This is a genomic window from Sphingomonas oleivorans (assembly GCF_003050615.1).
GTDB lineage: Bacteria > Pseudomonadota > Alphaproteobacteria > Sphingomonadales > Sphingomonadaceae > Sphingomonas_H > Sphingomonas_H oleivorans.
This window is the reverse complement of record NZ_NWBU01000006.1, coordinates 89771-107818: the sequence shown is the minus strand read 5'-3', so window position 1 is coordinate 107818 and position 18048 is coordinate 89771. Positions and strand designations below refer to the sequence as shown.

At 62.7% G+C, this 18048-nt stretch carries 12 protein-coding genes and 3 pseudogenes; 5 read left to right on the top strand and 10 right to left on the bottom strand.

The annotated features are described in order from the left end of the window. Positions 1 to 95: 95 nt before the first annotated feature. A complete protein-coding gene (locus CLG96_RS08100) occupies positions 96 to 2480 on the bottom strand; it encodes a TonB-dependent siderophore receptor (RefSeq protein WP_423828194.1) in 2385 nt (794 codons plus the stop codon). A 544-nt stretch (positions 2481 to 3024) separates the two neighbouring features. Between CLG96_RS08100 and CLG96_RS08095 the strand changes: the two are divergent. Both CLG96_RS08095 and CLG96_RS08090 read left to right on the top strand, forming a co-directional pair. Beyond that, positions 3025 to 3162: pseudogene (locus CLG96_RS08095) on the top strand (transposase); the annotation flags it as partial. After that, positions 3161 to 3520, top strand: a pseudogene (locus CLG96_RS08090) (haloacid dehalogenase); the annotation flags it as partial. The pseudogenes CLG96_RS08095 and CLG96_RS08090, both read left to right, overlap by 2 nt. A 37-nt stretch (positions 3521 to 3557) precedes the next feature. Here the strand turns inward: CLG96_RS08090 and CLG96_RS08085 are convergent. From CLG96_RS08085 to CLG96_RS19450, 7 genes and pseudogenes are all read right to left on the bottom strand, one after another. Further along, positions 3558 to 4772 (bottom strand): acetate/propionate family kinase, encoded by a 1215-nt coding sequence (locus CLG96_RS08085; protein ID WP_341476943.1) that lies wholly within the window; start codon positions 4770 to 4772, stop codon positions 3558 to 3560. Further along, positions 4769 to 6157, bottom strand: a complete 1389-nt coding sequence (locus CLG96_RS08080) for a bifunctional enoyl-CoA hydratase/phosphate acetyltransferase (RefSeq protein WP_107967370.1) — start codon at positions 6155 to 6157, stop codon at positions 4769 to 4771. Before CLG96_RS08080 ends, CLG96_RS08085 begins: the two co-directional genes overlap by 4 nt. Before the next feature lie 8 nt (positions 6158 to 6165). Then, entirely contained in the window at positions 6166 to 6942 is a 777-nt protein-coding gene (gene fabI / locus CLG96_RS08075) for an enoyl-ACP reductase FabI (RefSeq protein ID WP_207796640.1), read from the bottom strand. Positions 6943 to 6945: 3 nt separating this feature from the next. Then, positions 6946 to 8736 carry a PHA/PHB synthase family protein gene (locus CLG96_RS08070; RefSeq protein ID WP_107967368.1) on the bottom strand — a complete coding sequence of 597 codons (1791 nt, stop codon included), beginning with the start codon at positions 8734 to 8736 and terminating at the stop codon, positions 6946 to 6948. Positions 8737 to 9193: 457 nt separating this feature from the next. Next, entirely contained in the window at positions 9194 to 9376 is a 183-nt protein-coding gene (locus CLG96_RS08065; protein ID WP_243395697.1) for a DUF2933 domain-containing protein, read from the bottom strand. A gap of 60 nt (positions 9377 to 9436) precedes the next feature. Continuing rightward, positions 9437 to 9739, bottom strand: coding sequence for a hypothetical protein (locus CLG96_RS08060; protein ID WP_133175379.1), 303 nt, complete (start codon positions 9737 to 9739; stop codon positions 9437 to 9439). Positions 9740 to 10054: 315 nt separating this feature from the next. Beyond that, positions 10055 to 11046 (bottom strand): annotated as a pseudogene (locus CLG96_RS19450) (IS3 family transposase); the annotation flags it as partial. Positions 11047 to 11253: 207 nt separating this feature from the next. Between CLG96_RS19450 and CLG96_RS08040 the strand changes: the two are divergent. Genes CLG96_RS08040 through CLG96_RS08030 form a run of 3 tightly spaced genes read left to right on the top strand, consistent with a single transcriptional unit; the run spans position 11254 to position 14218 of the window. Beyond that, positions 11254 to 12267 (top strand): efflux RND transporter periplasmic adaptor subunit, encoded by a 1014-nt coding sequence (locus CLG96_RS08040; protein WP_107967409.1) that lies wholly within the window; start codon positions 11254 to 11256, stop codon positions 12265 to 12267. Continuing rightward, a complete protein-coding gene (locus CLG96_RS08035) occupies positions 12264 to 13514 on the top strand; it encodes an ABC transporter permease (RefSeq protein ID WP_107967363.1) in 1251 nt (416 codons plus the stop codon). The genes CLG96_RS08040 and CLG96_RS08035 overlap by 4 nt, the downstream gene beginning before the upstream one ends. Next, complete coding sequence (locus tag CLG96_RS08030) at positions 13511 to 14218, top strand: ABC transporter ATP-binding protein (RefSeq protein WP_107967362.1); 708 nt, start codon at positions 13511 to 13513, stop codon at positions 14216 to 14218. Before CLG96_RS08035 ends, CLG96_RS08030 begins: the two co-directional genes overlap by 4 nt. Positions 14219 to 14281: 63 nt before the next feature. Here the strand turns inward: CLG96_RS08030 and CLG96_RS08025 are convergent, their stop codons facing one another. Continuing rightward, the gene (locus CLG96_RS08025; RefSeq protein WP_107967361.1) at positions 14282 to 15298 is read right to left on the bottom strand and encodes a 2-hydroxyacid dehydrogenase; all 1017 of its coding nucleotides are present in this window, start codon (positions 15296 to 15298) and stop codon (positions 14282 to 14284) included. A gap of 2 nt (positions 15299 to 15300) precedes the next feature. Beyond that, a complete protein-coding gene (locus CLG96_RS08020; RefSeq protein ID WP_107967360.1) occupies positions 15301 to 17880 on the bottom strand; it encodes a cation-translocating P-type ATPase in 2580 nt (859 codons plus the stop codon). Between the last annotated feature and the right edge of the window lie 168 nt (positions 17881 to 18048).

Sequence of the window (18048 nt, the reverse complement as noted above, 5' to 3'; positions counted from 1 at the left end):
TCCACTATCGGCAGGATAGGCAGGACGGAAAAAGGCTCGGCATCTCGCATAGCTTATGAGGGGGCGCCGGCAGAATGCCGGCGCCCCCCGTCGCATCAGAATTTGTAGACGACGGATGCCTGGAAGCTACGCGGGCGTTCGGGCAGCACGATCGTGCTGCCGAACAACTCGGTGAAGTTGGCGCGGAAATAGCGTTCGTTGGTCGCGTTCTTCACGACGACCCGGAACAGCCAGTTGTCCTTTTCATAGGAAGCCCCGAGGTCGACCAGCGTGTAGGCCGGCAGCTTCACAGCCTGAGACTGGCCCGAATAGACCGAGTCCACCTTGACGACGCTCCCACTGAGCGCGATTCCGTTGTCGAACTGATAGCTCGCCGTCAGCGAGTAGAGGTTCTCCGGAATGCCCGCCCGCTTCGATGCTTCCTTGTCGGTGATCAGCAACAGGCCGATCGGCTGGCCGCCAAGATAGAGCGTTGGATCGGAGACATTCTTAAGGTCCTCGATTCCGAAGAAGCTGAATAGCGTACCTTCTTTCAGCGCGGTCAGATTATATACGTTGGTCCTGCTATAGGCCCCGGTGATGAGGAGATGCTTGTTGACGGACCAGCGCACCTCGGCCTCCAGACCTTTGGTCTCGACCGCCTGGTTCACCGTAATCGACTGGACGTTAAAGTCGGTTCGCTTTTGCTTGTACACCGAGAGCGCAGCATACAGCGTGTCGTCGAGGAAACTGCCCTTGATACCGGCTTCATAGAGCTTGGACGCAGCGACCCAGCTTTCGCCGGCCAGATTGCCAACGTCAATCTCGGCACCCTGACCTGCGACGACCGTCGACTGCTGTGATGCCGTCACATAGGGAATGAGGCCGAAGGGCAATTTGTAGGAAGCGCTCGCCGTCCATGACCACGCGCCTTCGGTGTCCGACGCGGAAACAATCGTCGGGGCGACCCGCAGTTTGGCCGGTACGTTCCTCGATTTGGCGTGAATGGTATCGTACCGTGCGCCCAGAACAAGATCGAGACCGAAGGCGAAATCCAGATCGGTCAGAGCCGCAAATCCGAGATCGGTGTAAGAGCCCTTGAGATAGTTTGCGAAGTCACAGTCGCATTCGGTCGACAGCAGTCGATCCGACAGTGCGGTATATCCCTGCGTCAGATCCACGCGATGGAAATATTCGAAGTTGAAGTCGTCCCCATGAAGGAACTTCGTGTAGCGGATCGACGGAGACAATTGGAACGAGAATTTCCCGACCGTGTTCTCGAAAGTCTTCGAAAGAACGATCTTGTCTTCTATGACCCAGGAATCATGGAACTGAGAGAAGCCATAGGCATTCTCGTTCAGATTCTTGAACCCATCATAGAAAAGCTGGTTTTTCAGCTCGAAACCGTCGCCGGGATCGAAAATAATGTCAAAATACCCCGTGGTCGCCTTGTTGTTGAGCACATCGTTCTTGCCCGTGAGGACATTCTTGCGGCTCAGCTTCGTCGTTCCGGTGTTTTCCAGCGCAAGATAGTTGTTAGGCCTACCGTTGGCGTCCTTGAGATTGTTGAAACACGCATCGGTGATGGACGATGCAAACACGTTCCCGCCGCAACCAAATCCGCCGAACGGCGAGAAGGCGCCAACCGCATTAAACTCGGCCGGGGAAATCTGGCCATCGCCGCTCGTGTCGAGGGGCTTGGCCGTGCCGGTGATATAGGTGCCGTTGTCGACCAGATCCTGCGTCAGGCGGTTCCAGCCGCCATTCTGCTGGCCGGAATATTTCTGATACATCCCGCCGAACTCGATGCGTACGGTATCGGTGAGCCGATTGTCGAACGAGCCTTGCAGGATCGTCTGGTTGGTCGACATGTTGCGATAGTAGCTGCCCGAATCCTCGACCTCCGCATAGAGGTTGTATCCGAATTCGGACCCCAGGATCTTGGCCGGCCCGCGCACCTGGGCTTTCAGGACGTTCCTGTCCCAGCTCCCGGTCGTGTAGCTGATCTCGCCTTCGGGATTGGATAGGAGCGCCCCGCCCTTCACGCGCGCCGATTTCGGCACGAAGTTCATATAGCCGCCGGTCTTGGACGGACCGAAGATCGGCGAGGCCGGGCCTCGCACGATGTCGATCCGGTCGGATGCGCCGATCGGCGTCGGATAGTTGCCGGGGTTGTCGAGACGGCGCACGCCCCTGAAATAGACCTCGCCCGGGGTGCCGCGAATATCGAGCGCGCCGCCGACACCGAAGAAGGAATTGGTGAAGGTGCCGGGCGCCTGGGCGACGAGATCGTAAATGTCGGTGATGCCGAAACGCTCGATCTGCTCCTCGCTGATCGTCGATGCCGAACGCGGCGTTTCGACGAGCGTCTTGTCGAAGCCGAAGACCGATCCGACGTCTTGGACCGGCAGCGCATCAAGAGCGCCGGTCACAACGATTTCACTGTCTTGGCCGCTCTCGTCAGCGGCTGTCGCGTCCTGCGCCCATGCCGGCGATGTCATCGCCGTGCAGGAGAGCAAGCCCGCTGCGATCGCGAAGAATGATTTGCGAAGGCGGCTCCGCTGCGCGGCAGCACCGACCGGCGCGTCGAAATTTCGATCCTTTGTCATCATCTAATACCCCCCTTTTGATGGCGGCAGAGACGCCCCTGCTTTCCTTGCGCCCTGCCGGTTGATGATAGCCGATGGCATCTCCCCATTCTTATCTGAATGCTGCAATGCTTGATCGTAATGCTGCAGCCACGGATTTGTAAAGAAAAGCTTACTGGAATTGTGGGTGGGTTGCGCCGAAGCGCAGCGCGCTTCTCACCGCGAAAGCGTCGTGGAAGCGAGGTTCGGCATCGCCACCTCATCCACCTGGGTGCAAGGGGGAGATCAGACGCTTATGCAGATTCTCGCTCAAGACTTCGATTGATTCGCGAACACCCCCAAACAGCACCGAGGAGCACCAACTCCTGGCCTCCCCAGGGATTCTGCGGTCGTGTCCCGGGTGGTGGTGTAGCTCGACGGTAGCAAAGCTGACCGGTCGCGCGCGCCGGTACCGTGGGAACTACGCATCCCGAAGCTCCGGAAGGGCAGCTATTTTCCCGGTTTCCTGGAACCCCGCCGGCTGCCCGAGAAGGCGCTGACCGGCGTCATCCAGGAGGCCTACATCCTGGGCATCTCGACCCGCTCGGCCGACGATCGTCGCCATGGCCGGCGACGGCGTGAACGATGGGCCCGCGCTTGCCGCCGCGGATATCGGGATCGCGATGAGCTCCGGTACCGATGTCGCCATTGAGAGTGCGGGGGTGACCCTGCTCAAGGGCGATCTGGGCGGGATCGTGCGGGCGCGCCGGCTGAGCGAGGCGACAATGTCCAACATCCGCCAGAATCTGTTCTTCGCCTTCGTCTACAACGTTGCCGGGGTGCCGATCGCCGCCGGCCTGCTCTATCCCTTGTTCGGCATCCTCCTGTCGCCGATCATCGCCGCCGCCGCGATGGCGCTTTCGTCAGTCAGCGTCGTCACCAACGCCTTGCGGCTCAACCGGGTGGCGTTGTGACTACCGGGCGATTGCAGCTCTCAGCGGCGTTCGACGGTCAGCCATGCTGCGATGTAATTCCTGGCCCCGGACGCTCCGATATGCCGATTAACCGCCGCACGGCATCCGCGATCGGCAGCTCCTCGTTCGTCGGGACGATGTAGACCCCAATCTCAGACGCGTCCGAGCTGATCGTCATCGCTCCGGAGGCATTGAGTTGCTCGTCCAGCTCCAGTCCGAAGAAGCGCAGCTGCTCGCATACCTTGCGACGGACCAGAGCTGAGTGCTCACCTATGCCGGCCGTGAATATCAGGAGATCCAGCCCGCCCAATGCCGAAACGAGCGAGCCCACCTCGCGGACAATGCGATAGGCGAACAGGTCCAGCGCCTCGTTGGCGCGCGGATCGTCGCTGGCCGCCAGCGTCCGTACATCGTCGCTGATTCCGGAGACACCCAGCAGGCCCGAGCGATTGTTCAGCAGATCGGCGACAGTTTCGACCGACATGCCACGCTCGCGAATGAGATACAGGAGTACGCCGGGATCGATCGCTCCGCATCGTGTTCCCATCATCAAGCCATCCAGCGAGGTGAACCCCATGGTTGTGGCCACGCTCCGCCGCTCGCGCATTGCGCAAAGGCTCGCGCCATGGCCGAGATGGGCGACGATCACCCGCCCGTCGGCGCGCGAGCCCGCGATCTCGGGCAGCCGGCTCGCGATATATTCGTAGGACAGTCCATGAAAACCGTAGCGCAGAATCCCCGCATCGCTGAAACCACGCGGCAGCCCGAACAGTTGCGCCAGACGCGGCTGAGTTCGATGGAAAGCGGTGTCGAAACAGGCAATCTGCGGCAGATCGGGCCAAAACCGGGCAACCGCCCTGATCGCCATCAGATTATTGGGCTGGTGGCCCGGCGCGAGCGGAACCAGCGCCTCGAGCGCGGCCATTGCCATATCGTCAACAATGATGGGCGCGGCAAATTGGGCACCGCCATGCACGACACGGTGCCCGGCGGCACCCAAAGATAGGTCGCCCAAGCGATGTCGCACGAGATTGAGGAACCATTCTATATATCCGGCATGTCCGGTTTCTGCGGGTCGCGGCGCCTCAAGAAACGGGCCCGCCAGTGGGCCGGCAATGTCGAGTTTCATGCCTTCGCTGCGCTCTTCGAGCACGCCGCGGCACAAGAGATCGAGGGACCGGCTTTCATAAAGCGCGAATTTGAGGCTCGATGATCCGGCATTAAAGATAAGAAACGCCTCGCGCATCATCATGCGCCTCCACCCCGGTGGCGTACGACGAGCAGAGCCAGGGCGCATGATGCAATCCGGGCGGGAATATCGTCGGCCCGACTGGTCAGCATGATCGGAACACGTGCGCCGAGAACGATCCCCGCCGATGCGGCACCGGCAAGATAGATAAGCTGCTTGGCAAGCATGTTTCCGGATTCAAGGTCTGGCGCCACCAGCACATCGGCATCTCCGGCAACGGGCGAGACGATCTGCTTCGCGGCCACTGCTGCCTTGGACACGGCATTGTCGAAGGCCAGCGGCCCATCCAGCAGGCCGCCGCCGATCTGCCCCCGATCGGCCATCTTGCAGAGTGCAGCGGCATCGAGCGTCGAGCTGATCTTCGGCTCGATCGTCTCGACGGCCGACAGGATCGCGATCTTGGGCGTGGCGATCCCGAGCGCATGGCACAGATCGATCGCATTGCGCACGATGTCGCGCTTGTCATTGAGCGTTGGATAAATGTTGATCGCCGCATCCGTTATGAACAGCGGCTTCGGATAATGCGGGACGTCGAGCAGATAGATGTGGCTCATCCGGCGCTCGGTGCGCAGGCCGCTGTCGGCCCGCACGACAACATTCAATATTTCATTGGTGTGGAGCGCGCCTTTCATTAGCGCCTCGATACGCCCCTCGCGCACCAATTGGACCGCCCGCTCGGCCGCTGCATGGCTATGCGGAGCGTCAATGATTTCCAGCTGGCCGAGATTGACACTGGCGGCCTCCGCAGCGCGTTTGACCTTCTCTATCGGTCCCACCAGCACCGGTTCGATCAGACCAGCCGCCGATGCTTCGGTTGCACCGCGAAGCGAAAGCTCATCGACCGGATGGATGATCGCAGTCCGGATCGGCGACAGCTTCCGCGCCGCCGCAATAAACCGCTGATGGCAGGCGCCGGGTGTGTGAACATGCACTTGGGGTAGCAATGCGCGCGGGCGCTTCACCTTCTCTGTGGGCGCGATAACCTCTGCTTCGCCTTCAATGACGGTATCGCCGGTCTGATTTCGACAGATGCAATCGAGCAGCACGCGCGCCGCATCACGTTTTTCGCGGACCGTCACGCTCGTCGTGATCGTATCGCCGAGGCCGACTGGGCGGCGGAAGTGGAGTGATTGGGCGAGATAGACGGTGCCAGGTCCCGGAAGCTCGGTTCCGAGCACTGCCGAAATGAGCGCGCCGCCCCACATTCCATGCGCGACGATGCGGTGGAACATGTCCGTCTTGGCGAACTCTGCGTCGAGATGAGCGGGATTTACGTCGCCGGACAAGACGGCAAAGAGCGCGATGTCTTCCTGCCGCAGCGTTCGCGTCAACGCGGCCGTGTCGCCGACCTTGAGTTCGTCGTAGGTGCGGTTTTCGATGAACTGCATAGGCCACCTCACGACATGATGTGATAGCCCGCATCGACATAGGTGATATTGCCGGTCATGCTTCGCGCGGCATCGCTGACGAGGCCCGCCGCGACCGCGCCGATATCCTCGATGGTAACCAGCCTCCGCTCGGGCGCCCGCGCGCGTGCCTCCTCGATCAGCTCGTCAAAATGCTCGATGCCCGATGCCGCGCGCGTCCGGACCGGCCCGGGTGACAGCGCATTGACGCGGATCTGCCGTGGCCCGAGCTCGGCCGCCAGCGAGCGAACTGTCGCCTCGAGCGCAGCTTTGACCGGCCCCATGATATTATAATGATCGACGACCTTCTCCGCGCCATAGTAGCTAACGGTCAGGATACAGCCGCCATTCCCCATAAGAGGTTCGGCGCGCCGCGTCATTCTGATAAGCGAATGGACCGATATATCCATCGCCTGTGCGAAACCCTCGCGCGAGCAATCGACGACGCGGCCGTGCAGATCCTCCTTTCGGCAATAGGCGATCGAGTGGAGCAGGAAGTCCAGCCGCCCCCAGGATTCCGTTATCCGCCGGAAAAGCGCATCGAGCTGCTGATCCTTCTCCACGTCCAGCGGTTCGAATAAGCTGGCATCGAGATCGCGCGCAACCGGCTCGACATATGGCCTTGCCTCGTCATTCAGATAAGTGAGTGCGAGCTCGGCACCGGCATCACGGAACGCGCGGGCGCATCCCGTGGCGATCGACTGCGCATTGGCGACACCGACCACCAACCCGACTTTGCCAGCAAGCATTGGGGCGAGACCGGCCATGGCTCATGCCTCCAGGACATAGGTGCCGGGAGCGTCGGCGATCGGCATATAGCCTTTGTCCGGCGCTCCCATGTCAGGCGTCGTCGTCATCGCACCCGAATGGCGGTCGAGCCAGCTGGCCCAGCCATGCCACCAGCTTCCCGTCCGGTCGTCCGCAGCAGTGAGCCAGTTATCCGGATCGAGATGATGATCGTACGCCCGACGCGAGAGCATGCGATAGCTGCGGCTCATGTCATCGGGTGGGGCGACGATGCCCTTATTATGACCGCCGGTGGTCAGCGCGAAAGTAACGTCGGTGTCGGTCAGCAGGTGGATCTTGAAGACGGAACGCCACGGCGCGACATGGTCCCATTCCGTTCCCACGGCGAAGATGGGCACCCGGATATCAGTCAGCGCGATCGGACGCCCATCGACCATGAATCGCCCGCTCGCCAGGTCGTCATTGAGGAATAGCTGGCGCAGATATTCCGAATGCATGCGATAGGGCATTCGCGTCGTATCCGCGTTCCAGGCCATTATGTCGGTCATGGGCGCGCGTTGGCCCATGAGATAGTCGCGGACCATGCGCGACCAGATCAGGTCCTTCGATCGGAGTAGCTGGAAGGCCCCGCTCATCTGGGACGTATCGAGATAGCCCTGGTCCCACATCAGGTCCTCAAGGAAATGGACCTCACTATGGTTGATGAATAATGCCAACTCACCTGCTTCGGTGAAGTCGGTCTGCGCCGCGAGTAACGTCATTGAGCGCAGACGCTCGTCTTTATCGCGGGCCATTTCCGCCGCGACGATCGACAGCAGCGTGCCGCCCAGGCAATAGCCGGTTGCGTGGACCTTAGCCTGCGGCATGATCACGCCAATTGCATCGAGCGCCGCCGTTATGCCGAGCCTGCGATAGTCATCCAGGCAAAGGTCGCGATCCTCGGCGCCGGGATTGTGCCAGGATATCATGAATACCGTGTAGCCGCGGCGGATCAGATAGCGGACCAGCGAATTCTCCGGCGACAGATCGAGAATATAATATTTCATGATCCAGGCCGGCACCAGCAGCACTGGCTCCGGCCGGACTGTATCCGTTGCCGGCGAATATTGGATAAGTTCAATCAGACGATTGCGATAGACGACCTGGCCAGGCGTTGCGGCGACATTGCGACCGAGCTGAAATTCCTCGGTACCGGCTGGTTTAAGCCCCTCGGTCAGCCGCTTCAGATCATCGAGGAAATTGCGCGATCCGTCGATCAGGCATTCGCCGCGGGTTTCGGCGATACGCTGCCCGACAACCGGGTTCGTAAGCGGGAAATTCGATGGTGATGCCGTATCAAGCATCTGCCGAATGATGAAATCGACGACCTTCTCATGCTGGCTGGTCACGCCATCGACGCCAGTCATGGCATTATGCCACCATTGCTGGTTCAGCAGGAACATCTGGTGGATGAAGTTGTAGGGCCAGCCCTGCCAAGCTGGATCGCAAAAGCGCCGATCCTGGGGCAGCGGCTCGATGCACGGTTCGGTCCTGCTGTCTGCCATATAGCGCAAGGCATAGTTCCACAGGCGTACCACCTTGCTAACGGCCTTGGCCAAGAGAAAGGCGCGCCTGCTCGGCGAAATGGTCAGATGAACCGCCCAGTCCATGAACGCCTCGGTCAGCGCTGCCGGCGAGATTCCCGCCGTGCTGCGTGCGAGCATCGCATGAAAGTGTCGATCGGCCTCCTCTGAAAGATGCTCCAGCAGATTTTGCCGGGGTCCGGTGTCACCCGTCTTTTCGAGAGGCCTCTCAAGCTTCGTATGATGCATCATGATCCGATGGCTCCTGTCAGGAAACCAGCACCGCCACCTCTAAGTTGGCCCGCACGTAAATGGTCGATCGCATCGTTAGCTGGCCCAAAGGAAGGCTGAACGGTGCGGCGAAGGCCTGCCTGCGGAGCATCGCACAGAAACGATCCTCGCACCGGTTCTCCTCCAACACATCTGCGTCGCTCCCCTTGCAAGCTAGGCAGCTTGAGATCGGTCGTAACTAAGGGAGATTACAGAGGGATATACCGGCGCCAGTGTGGCGGGAGGCGTGCGCGCCGCGTGGCGGTCGCCTCCTCGTAACCTTATTCTTTGGCTTGCGGCTGGAAGGAGCGGAATTTCGAGGCGTTTGATATGGTCCTTCTGAAAGGACGGCGTGAGCATCGGTGGGTGTCCATGGTAAGCTGCGGTTAAGTCCCGGTGGACATACGGTCGCCCATCGCTAGATCCTCTTCACCGCGGCCTAGCGCTGGTGGCGATGCCCTCTGTGCATGAACAGGTGCATGAGAGGACAGGCGAGCAACACCAGGTACGGCAGCAGTTGCAGCGCGTGCGACTGGTGGCGGGTCAGCAGGTAGGTCGCGAGGAACGCCGAGGCTGTAGTCAACAGAAGCCTGCCGTACTGGCGAGAGGAGGCTTGCCTCATCATCGTCTCCATATCGTGCCGGGGCTGCCTGGGCCGCAAGTTGGGCTGTAGAGCGGTCGGCTAGCGCCGCTTGAGGCCGGCCGACAGGTTATAGGCAAATCCGGCAAGCGCACCCGTGATTAACCCAATGACGAGCGACCAGAAGAATCCTTCGGCAAGGGCCGTACCCGATGCGACATCAGCCGGAGTGAAGAGTTGAATATATCTGTGCGTGGCACGAATACCCGGAACGAGCGCGGCCACAGCCCAGCAGAGTAGAAACGAAACGGTGCCCACGACGGCGCCTGTGAATGCGAGCCTTGGTACACTCAGCTTATGAGCATGCGTCTCCGCGCTTGAGATCTTGGTATCGGTCGCCAACATAGCATTCCTCCATAGGCCTTTGTAGGCCTTTGCCCATGATCCAATGCTTGTTTGACATGTTGTCGTCTTTGCCTCGGCAGAGGCGCCATTCTGGCCCGTGAACGATGGGCTGTCTCCCATAACGAGGATGCTCGTCTCGCTGCCAGCGGTCATTAGGTAGTATCCCGGATGGGAGGAAGCACTGACCGTGCTCGTGCGTCCGGACGTCATTGCGTTTGGGACGAGCGTGTCTTTTTCGGGACAGGTTTTGAGGCACCCGTCAGCCAGAAACCAGCCTGATATGAAGCGCTTGGGATTGGTGGTCCGCATGCAGCGTTAGCTTCCGGCTTCGCTGCCCCCGATCGGGGGCAGCGAAATTCTTGTCCCGGCAAGATATTCCGCCGGGCTGAGATTACCAAGAGCCATGTGCGGACGGCTCTCGTTGTAGTCCCGCCGCCAGGCCTCGATCAGCCGCTGGGCCTCGGCGATCGAGGCGAACCAGTGGAGGTTCAGGCATTCGCCCGGAACGACCCGTTGAAGGTCTCGATATAGGCATTGTCGGTGGGCTTGCCGGGCCGGCTGAAGTCGATCCGGACGCCGTAGTGATACGCCCACAGTTCGACCAACCGACCGGTGAATTCTCCGCCCTTGTCGGCAAACAGATATTTCGGCGCTCCGCGTTGCCGCACCAGCCGGTTGAGCATGTCGGCGACAGGCTCGCCACGCAGCCGCTGGCCGACCTCGATGGCCAGCGCCTCCCGGCTGAACACATCACCGTCAGCGCCCGGAACTTCTGACCGTTGCTGAGCTGGTCGTGGACGGGCCGAAGGCAATGCCCGAAGGGCGGTAAATCGAGGCTCCATGCCTCGTTGGGTCGCGGCGGACGACATCGGGCTTCACGATGCACGATCATCTTGTGGCGGCGTGGCTGCTTCGTCCGCAAAACCAGACCTTCCTCGCGATATAGCCGGTAGACGACATTCCGCCTGACCGCCCAGCCTTCGCGCTTCAACATGATATGCACGCGGAGATAGCCGTAGCGGATCCGCGTCGCGACGATCTCGTACATCCGCTGTCGAACCTCGGTTCGAGGATCGCGCGTACTCGGCTTGGGGCTCAAGTTGATCGATGCTGGCGCGTCACCCGGCAGGCACGGCGCTGGCTGTAGACGTGGGATGCCACGACATAGTCTACAACCTCCTTCATGAGCACCGGCCGGGAAACTTTTTTGACAAAACATCCTGCAGCACCGCCTTGTCGAGGCTCAGTTCCGCGACCAGCTTCTTCAGCCGCGCATTCTCCTCCATCACCTGCTTGAGCTCGCGGACCTAACGTTCCGCCTGGACCACTTCCCCCGTGTCACCTCAGCCTGCGTCTCGGCAAGCTCCTTCTCCAAACAAGCCAGCATAGGTCGAGATAATCCTCTCCCAACTTGGGCCTTCGTGAACGCATAGCTGCCACATTCCTGCTGCGAGGCTCTTGCTACGTAGCTTTCCCAAATGTCGGGCGTGCTGATCCTCGTTAGCGGGGAGCGGATGAAAAGGGCAGGCACATGGCTCGCCGCGTTGCTCGTCGTCGCGGCGCTGCTTGGCGGCTATTTTCTGTGGCGGGGGCAAGCGCGCGAGGTGGCCGTGGTCCGCAACCATATCGGGCCGGCTGTCGAACTGGTCTATGCGACGGGCTTCGTCGAAGCCGGGCAACCTGTATCGGTCGCGGCGCGGCTGACCGCTCCGGTGATGCGCGTGCTGGTGGAGGAGGGCGATCGGGTCCATCGTGGCCAGCCGCTCCTCATCCTCGATGACGAGGATCAGCGGGGTCTGGTAGCGCAGGCCGCGGCACAACGCCGAGCCGCCGTGCTCGCCGAACAGCGTACGCTTGCGCTCTTCGCCGATGGCTGGGTCAGCCGGGCAGCGCGCGACCAGGCGGTCGCGACCGCCGACGCCGCCCGCGCCAGCGAGCGCACCGCGCGGGCGCATCTGGCGCAGAATATCGTGCGCGCCGGAATAGACGGGATCGTGCTCAAGCGTGATGTCGAGCCCGGCGATCTTGCGACGCCCACGCGCATCCTGATGCAGCTGGGTGATCCGGCACGCACCCGTATCACCGCGACCGTCGACGAACGCGACGTGCCGCGCATTCGGATCGGGCAGGCCGCATTGCTGTCCAGCGATGCCTGGCCGGGCCGGATCATCCGCGGGCATGTCCGGGCGCTGACCCCCGGCGGCGACCCGACGCAGCGCGCTTTCCGTGTGCGGCTGGGGCTAGACGAGACAATCACGCTCCCGATGGGGCTCACGCTCGAAGTGAATATCGTCACCCGCCGCGTGGAACGCGCGCTGCTGGTTCCGGTATCCGCCGTATCGGCGGGTCATGTCTGGATCGTGGGAGACGGCCGTGTACGTCGAAGGGCAGTGCGTACCGGCATCGCCGGCGCGACCTATATCCAAATCCTGTCGGGCCTGCCCGTCGGCGCACTTGTCGTGAGCGATCCCCCGGCCGGTCTGCGCGACGGGGAGCGCATCCGGCCGGCAAGCGGAGCCCCGCGATGAGCGGCCGGTTGGGTCTGCTGATGGATATAGCGCTCAAGCATCTCGCGCGCCGTCGCCGCCAGACGCTGGTGGCAATCAGCGGGGTTGCCGTCGGCGTCGGCTTCTTTCTGGCGGTGTCTGCGATGATGATCGGCAGTCAGCGCGATTTCATCGATCAGCTGATCGATGCGGCTCCGCATATCGTCATTTCGGATGAACTGCGAAGCCGCCCTCCGCAGCCGGGTGTGCGCGCCTTTCCCGGCGCCGCGGTCGCGCTTCATGGCTATAAGATCCGGACGGAGGTGAGAGGTCTCAAGGACTGGCCGGCGATCCTCGCGGCGGCTAACATGCTGCCCGGCGCCATCGGCTCGCCGAGCCTGACCGGCGGCGTCACGCTTCGTCTGGGCGGACATGAGGAAGCGCTCGGCATCGTCGGGGTCGAGCCGGAGCTCGAAACCCGGATCAGCACGATCGAGGAGAAGCTTCGCGCCGGTCGGCTTCATGACCTGGAGACGGCGCAAGGTGGGATCATCGTCGGCGAGGAGCTGGCGAGACGGCTGGGCGTCGGCATGGGCGATATCGTCGCCGCGACCTCGGCACCGGGCACCACGCGCTCGCTGCGCATCGTCGGGCTGTTCAAGCGCGGGCAATCGCAGCTTGCCGCCTCATCGGGCTATGTCCTGCTGCGCGAGGCGCAATCGCTGCTGGGACGGCCGTTCATCATAAACCGCATCGGCATCCATCTTTCCGATCCCTATCAGGCCGAGCCTGTTGCCCGGCAGCTCGAGGCGCGCTTCGGCTACAAGGCGGAAAGCTGGCAGGAGCGTTCGGCGGACTTCCTTTCGCTGCTCGTGACGCGCAACGTCATCATGTACAGCGTTGTTTCCGCGATCCTGCTGGTCGCAAGCTTCGGCATCTATACGGTCGTCTCGAACAGCGTGTCCGACAAGCGGCGCGACATCGCCATATTGCGATCGATCGGCTTTTCGGAATTCGACCTGCAACTCGTCTTCGTCGCCGAAGGCATCATCTTGGCGCTGGCCGGCGTGCTGCTGGGATGGCTGCTCGGCTATGGCCTGATGGCGATCCTGGGGTCGCTGGAATTTCCGATCGCCGGCGAGGATGAGCGCCTCCCGCTAGACCGCAGCCCGCGCCAATATGCCATTGCCGCCGCCGCCTCGCTGCTGGCCGGGACGATCGCCGCATGGCTGCCCGCGCGAAAGGCGGCACGGGTCGATCCGGTCGATATTCTGCGGGGGGCGGCATGAGCCATCTGCTGGAGGCCAGGAATCTGCGCCGCATCCTGCCCGGAGACCCGCCGGTAACGCTCGTCGCCGAAGCCAGCCTTGCCATCCGGCCAGGCAGCTTCACCACGATCGTCGGCCCCTCGGGCTGCGGCAAATCCTCGCTGCTTTACCTGCTGGGGCTGATCGACCGGCCGACGGGCGGCACGCTGCTGCTGGAGGGCAATGACGTCAGCGCGCTTGATGGCGATGCGCGCGCACGGCTCCGGCTGGAACGGTTCGGCTTCGTGTTCCAGTTCCACTTTTTGCTGCCCGAGTTCAGCGCGCTCGAAAATGTCATGCTGCCGATCCGCCGCCTCGGCCGGCTCGATCATAGCATGGCCGAAGCGCGGGCGCTGGATCTGCTGAAGGCGGCGGGGCTTGAGGGAGAGGCCGGAAAGACGCCGGACCGCCTTTCCGGTGGCGAGCGCCAGCGCGTCGCGATCGCGCGCGCGCTGGCCAACGACCCGACGCTGATCCTTGCGGACGAACCTACCGGCAATCTCGATAGCCAGAACAGTGCGCGCGTCATCGCGGCATTTCGTACCATCGCCTCGGATCAGGGGCGGGCCGTCATCTGCGTGACTCATGACCTGACCATCGCAGCGGCCGCCGATGTCCGGATCTCCATGCTCGACGGCAGGATCGTTGCAATCGAGTCTTCTCCAGGTAGCACTGGCCCTTCCTGAGCAATTATGCGGCCTTGAATGGGGCACCGCCCGAGTTTCGCTGATGGCCGCGCACGTGAAACCCTAAGCGCGTTGGCGGATCGCCTCTCCGCTCACACGATTCTGCAGGGGCCTGCCGGCCTCGAAGGCTGTAATGCTCGTCAACGTCGTCTCAGCAATGGCGGTCAGCGCCTCCTCCGTCAGGAACGCCTGATGGCCGGTGACGAGCACGTTCGGAAAGGTGAGCAGGCGCTGGAACATGTCATCCGCGACGATCTCGCTCGACAGATCCTCGAAGAACAAAGCCTCTTCCTGCTCATAGACGTCGAGCGCCACGCCGCCGATCTTGCGGCTTTTCAGGCCCGCGATCAGGGCCTGGGTGTCGATCAGCGCCCCCCGGCTCGTATTGACGATCAGCAATCTGGGCCGCGCCCGATCGATGGCGTCCTTGTCGATGATATGGCGCGTGGCCGGCGTCAGCGGACAGTGAAGCGAGATGATCTCGGCACGTGCCAGCAGCTCCTTCGGCTCGACATAGACGATGCCGGCGGCAAGCAGCTCCGGATCGGGAGACGGATCGGACGCCAGCACCTCGCAGCCGAAGCCGAGCTTGAGCATGCGGGCGACGAGCGCGCCAATCTGTCCCGTGCCGATGACGCCGGCCGTGCGCCCGAAGAGGTTGCGCCCGATCAGCCCGTCGAGCGCGAAATTATTCTCGCGCACCCGCGCCCAGGCGCGATGGATGTTGCGGTCGAGCGCGAGCATCAGCCCGATCGTGAATTCGGCGACGGCATGGGGCGAATAAGCGGGCACGCGCACGACGGCGATGCCCAGCCGATCCGCTGCCCGCAGATCGATATTGTTGAAGCCGGCGCAACGCAGCGCCACGAGCCGCGTGCCGCCTTCGGCCAGCTTGGCCAGCACGCCGGCATCGAGACGATCGTTCACGAAGACGCAGACCGCCGGATAGCCGCGCGCGAGCGCCACGGTCGCTTCATCGAGGCGCGGCTGGAAAAAGGTCAGCTGGTGGCCGAAATGCGCGTTGGCCGTTTCCAGGAAATGGCGGTCATAGGATTTGGTCCCGAAAATGGCGATCTGCATGATCAATATGCTCCAATCGATCGGCCAAGGCGCGCCGGCCCGGCCATCCTGCGGAAAGCCATCGCTTTGAGCCCTTCGAGCATCAGGAGCAACAGACTGCCGATCGCCGCCGGAATCACAAGATCGAGCCATTGCAGCATGCCGAAATCGAGCAGCTTGCGCAGGAAGGGCACGACGAAAATGAGGATCGAGACGGCTGCGATGGCTGCGACCACATAGCGGAGCGTGAAGTTCCGCCGCGCCAGCGCCTTGACGAGCGACGTATCGAAGGATCGGTTGGCGAGGATCAGCGCCAATATCGCGGCGACCAGGGCGAAAAAGGTGAGCGCCCGAACATCCGGCTCGGCAACGCCCGACCAGTTCATCGCCAGGTAAAGCGCGGCCAGAAGCGCAAAGGCCAAGCCGCCCTGAAAGACGCTCCATGCGATCATCGGCCAGGAAAACAGCCGTTCGTCTGGCGCACGCGGGCTGCGCGCCATGATATTGTCCTCCTCGCGCTCGGCTTCGAACACCAGCGCGCAGACCGGATCAATGATCATCTCGAGCAGGGCGATATGGATCGGCCCGAACAGGATCGGCCATCCGAGCGCGAGCGGAAGCAGCGCGAGGCCCGCAATCGGCACATGCACCGCGAAAATGAAGGCCATCGCCTTGCGGATATTGTCATAGATGCGTCGCCCCAGCCGGATCGCCTTCACGATCGAGCCGAAATCATCGTCGAGCAGCACGATCGCCGAGGCCTCGCGCGCGACATCGGTCCCGCGCTTGCCCATCGCTATCCCGATATGCGCCGCCTTCAGCGAGGGCGCATCGTTGACGCCGTCTCCTGTCATCGCGACGACCTGGCCATCGGCCTTGAACGCTTCGACGATCCGCAGCTTCTGTTCCGGCATGATGCGGGCGAAGACGGTCACGCTTTTCAGCCGCTCGGCAAGGTCTGCATCATCAAGCGCGGCGAGATCGGTGCCGCTCAGAATGTCGCCGCCGGCAATTCCGGCCTGCGTCGCGATCGCGCGCGCGGTTACGGCATAGTCGCCGGTGATCATCACGACCCGGATCCCGGCTGTCCGGCATTCGGCGACCGCCGCCGCCACTGTCGGCCGCAGAGGATCGGCGAGCCCGATCAGCCCGGCGAGTGTGAAGGCATAGTCGCGCTGCGATCGCGCCAGGCCGCTATCCGCCGATCGCGCCGTGGCAACGCCCAGCACCCTTATGCCCTTGCTCGCCATCGCCTCGACCGCCTCTGTCAGCTGCTGCCGTTCGGCAGGCGGGAGGCGGCAGAGCGAAGCGATGGTTTCGGGAGCGCCCTTGGCGGCGATCAGCCGGGGTTCCGACGGATCGGACGATTGCCAGACGTTCGACATGGCCAGAAGATCCGGACGGAGGCCATAGCTGTGGACGAGCTGCCATCCCGGACGCGCGGGGGTGCAGGCGGCGCAGATCGCAATTTCCATGGGATCGGTGGGCTCGACGGCACTGGCCAGCGCCCCGGCTTCGAGAATGGGCTGCGCGCTCGTCTCCGGCCGGCTGTCCGCGCGGACGGCGATCATCTTCCCCGCCGGCAGCCAAAGCTGCGCCACCGACATGCGATTTTCGGTAAGGGTGCCCGTCTTGTCGGTGCAGAGTATGGTGGCCGATCCGAGCGTCTCGATCGCGGCGGCACGGCGGGTGAGCACGCCGGCGCGCGAAATCCGCCATGCGCCCATTGCGAGGAAGATGGTCAGCACCACCGGAAATTCTTCGGGCAGCATCGACATGCCGATCGCGATCCCGGCGAGCAGCGCATCGATCCACGCGCCACGCAACAGGCCATAGAGCAGCACCGCCGACGCCGCGACCGCGCCGCCGCCGATCGCGCAAAGCCGGACGATCGCAGCGGTCTCGGTCCTCAGGCGCGGTGGTTCCGTATCGAGCGTCGCGAGCGTCTGGCCGATCCGACCGATCTCGCTTGATGGGCCGGTGGCGATCGTCCGTGCGACACCCGCGCCCCGCACGACCAGCGAGCCTGAATAGACATAGGGCTGGTCCTCGCCGCCGGGACGCCGCGGACCAGGCGCGGCATCGGGCGCAGGCGCGACTTTCCGGACGGGCAAGGATTCCCCTGTCAGCAGGGATTCATCGACCTGCAGGTCGATCGCATCGAGCAGGATCGCATCGGCGGCAACGCGATCCCCCTGTTCGAGCACGAGCAGATCGTCCCTGACGACCTCGCGTCCGGGGATGCGGATGCGCTGCCCGTCGCGGATGACGAGCGCGCGCGGAGCCGACAGGTCACGCAGCGCCTCCAGCACATGCTCGGTGCGCGTTTCCTGGATGATGGTGATCGCGATCGAAATGGTAGCAAAGGCCAGCAGGATCAGCGCTTCGGTAAGGTCTCCAAGAAGCAGATAGGCGCCCCCGGCCGCGAGCAGCAGCGCAAGCATCGGTTCCTGGACGACCTCCAGTGCGATCTGGAGCGAAGTCCGGCGGCCGGCACGCGGAAGTTCGTTGGGGCCATCGTTCAGCAGGCGCGTGGCTGCTTCGTCGGCGGAAAGCCCCGACCGTCCGGCACCTGTCGATCCATTATAAAGACACTCGATCATGGCGCGTCCTTACCGGGAGCCGCGAAAACAAGGAGTTGGCGCCCCTATATGCATCATGCCACCCAGGATGAGCGCTGGCCATGCGCCGGGTAGACATTCAGGCACGGATGCGCCGACACTACAGCCTAGCTATTTGGTCCCGGCAAATGGGAAGGTCGCCGATGCGCG

Coding starts and splice junctions, on each gene's coding strand:
- CLG96_RS08070 (WP_107967368.1), bottom strand. CDS start 8,736: ATGATGCATCATACGAAGCTTGAGAGGCCTCTCGAAAAGACGGGTGAC.
- CLG96_RS08020 (WP_107967360.1), bottom strand. CDS start 17,880: ATGATCGAGTGTCTTTATAATGGATCGACAGGTGCCGGACGGTCGGGG.
- CLG96_RS08080 (WP_107967370.1), bottom strand. CDS start 6,157: ATGCAGTTCATCGAAAACCGCACCTACGACGAACTCAAGGTCGGCGAC.
- CLG96_RS08065 (WP_243395697.1), bottom strand. CDS start 9,376: ATGAGGCAAGCCTCCTCTCGCCAGTACGGCAGGCTTCTGTTGACTACA.
- CLG96_RS08040 (WP_107967409.1), top strand. CDS start 11,254: ATGAAAAGGGCAGGCACATGGCTCGCCGCGTTGCTCGTCGTCGCGGCG.
- CLG96_RS08025 (WP_107967361.1), bottom strand. CDS start 15,298: ATGCAGATCGCCATTTTCGGGACCAAATCCTATGACCGCCATTTCCTG.
- fabI (WP_207796640.1), bottom strand. CDS start 6,942: ATGGCCGGTCTCGCCCCAATGCTTGCTGGCAAAGTCGGGTTGGTGGTC.
- CLG96_RS08085 (WP_341476943.1), bottom strand. CDS start 4,772: ATGATGATGCGCGAGGCGTTTCTTATCTTTAATGCCGGATCATCGAGC.
- CLG96_RS08060 (WP_133175379.1), bottom strand. CDS start 9,739: ATGTTGGCGACCGATACCAAGATCTCAAGCGCGGAGACGCATGCTCAT.
- CLG96_RS08035 (WP_107967363.1), top strand. CDS start 12,264: ATGAGCGGCCGGTTGGGTCTGCTGATGGATATAGCGCTCAAGCATCTC.
- CLG96_RS08030 (WP_107967362.1), top strand. CDS start 13,511: ATGAGCCATCTGCTGGAGGCCAGGAATCTGCGCCGCATCCTGCCCGGA.
- CLG96_RS08100 (WP_423828194.1), bottom strand. CDS start 2,480: ATGACATCGCCGGCATGGGCGCAGGACGCGACAGCCGCTGACGAGAGC.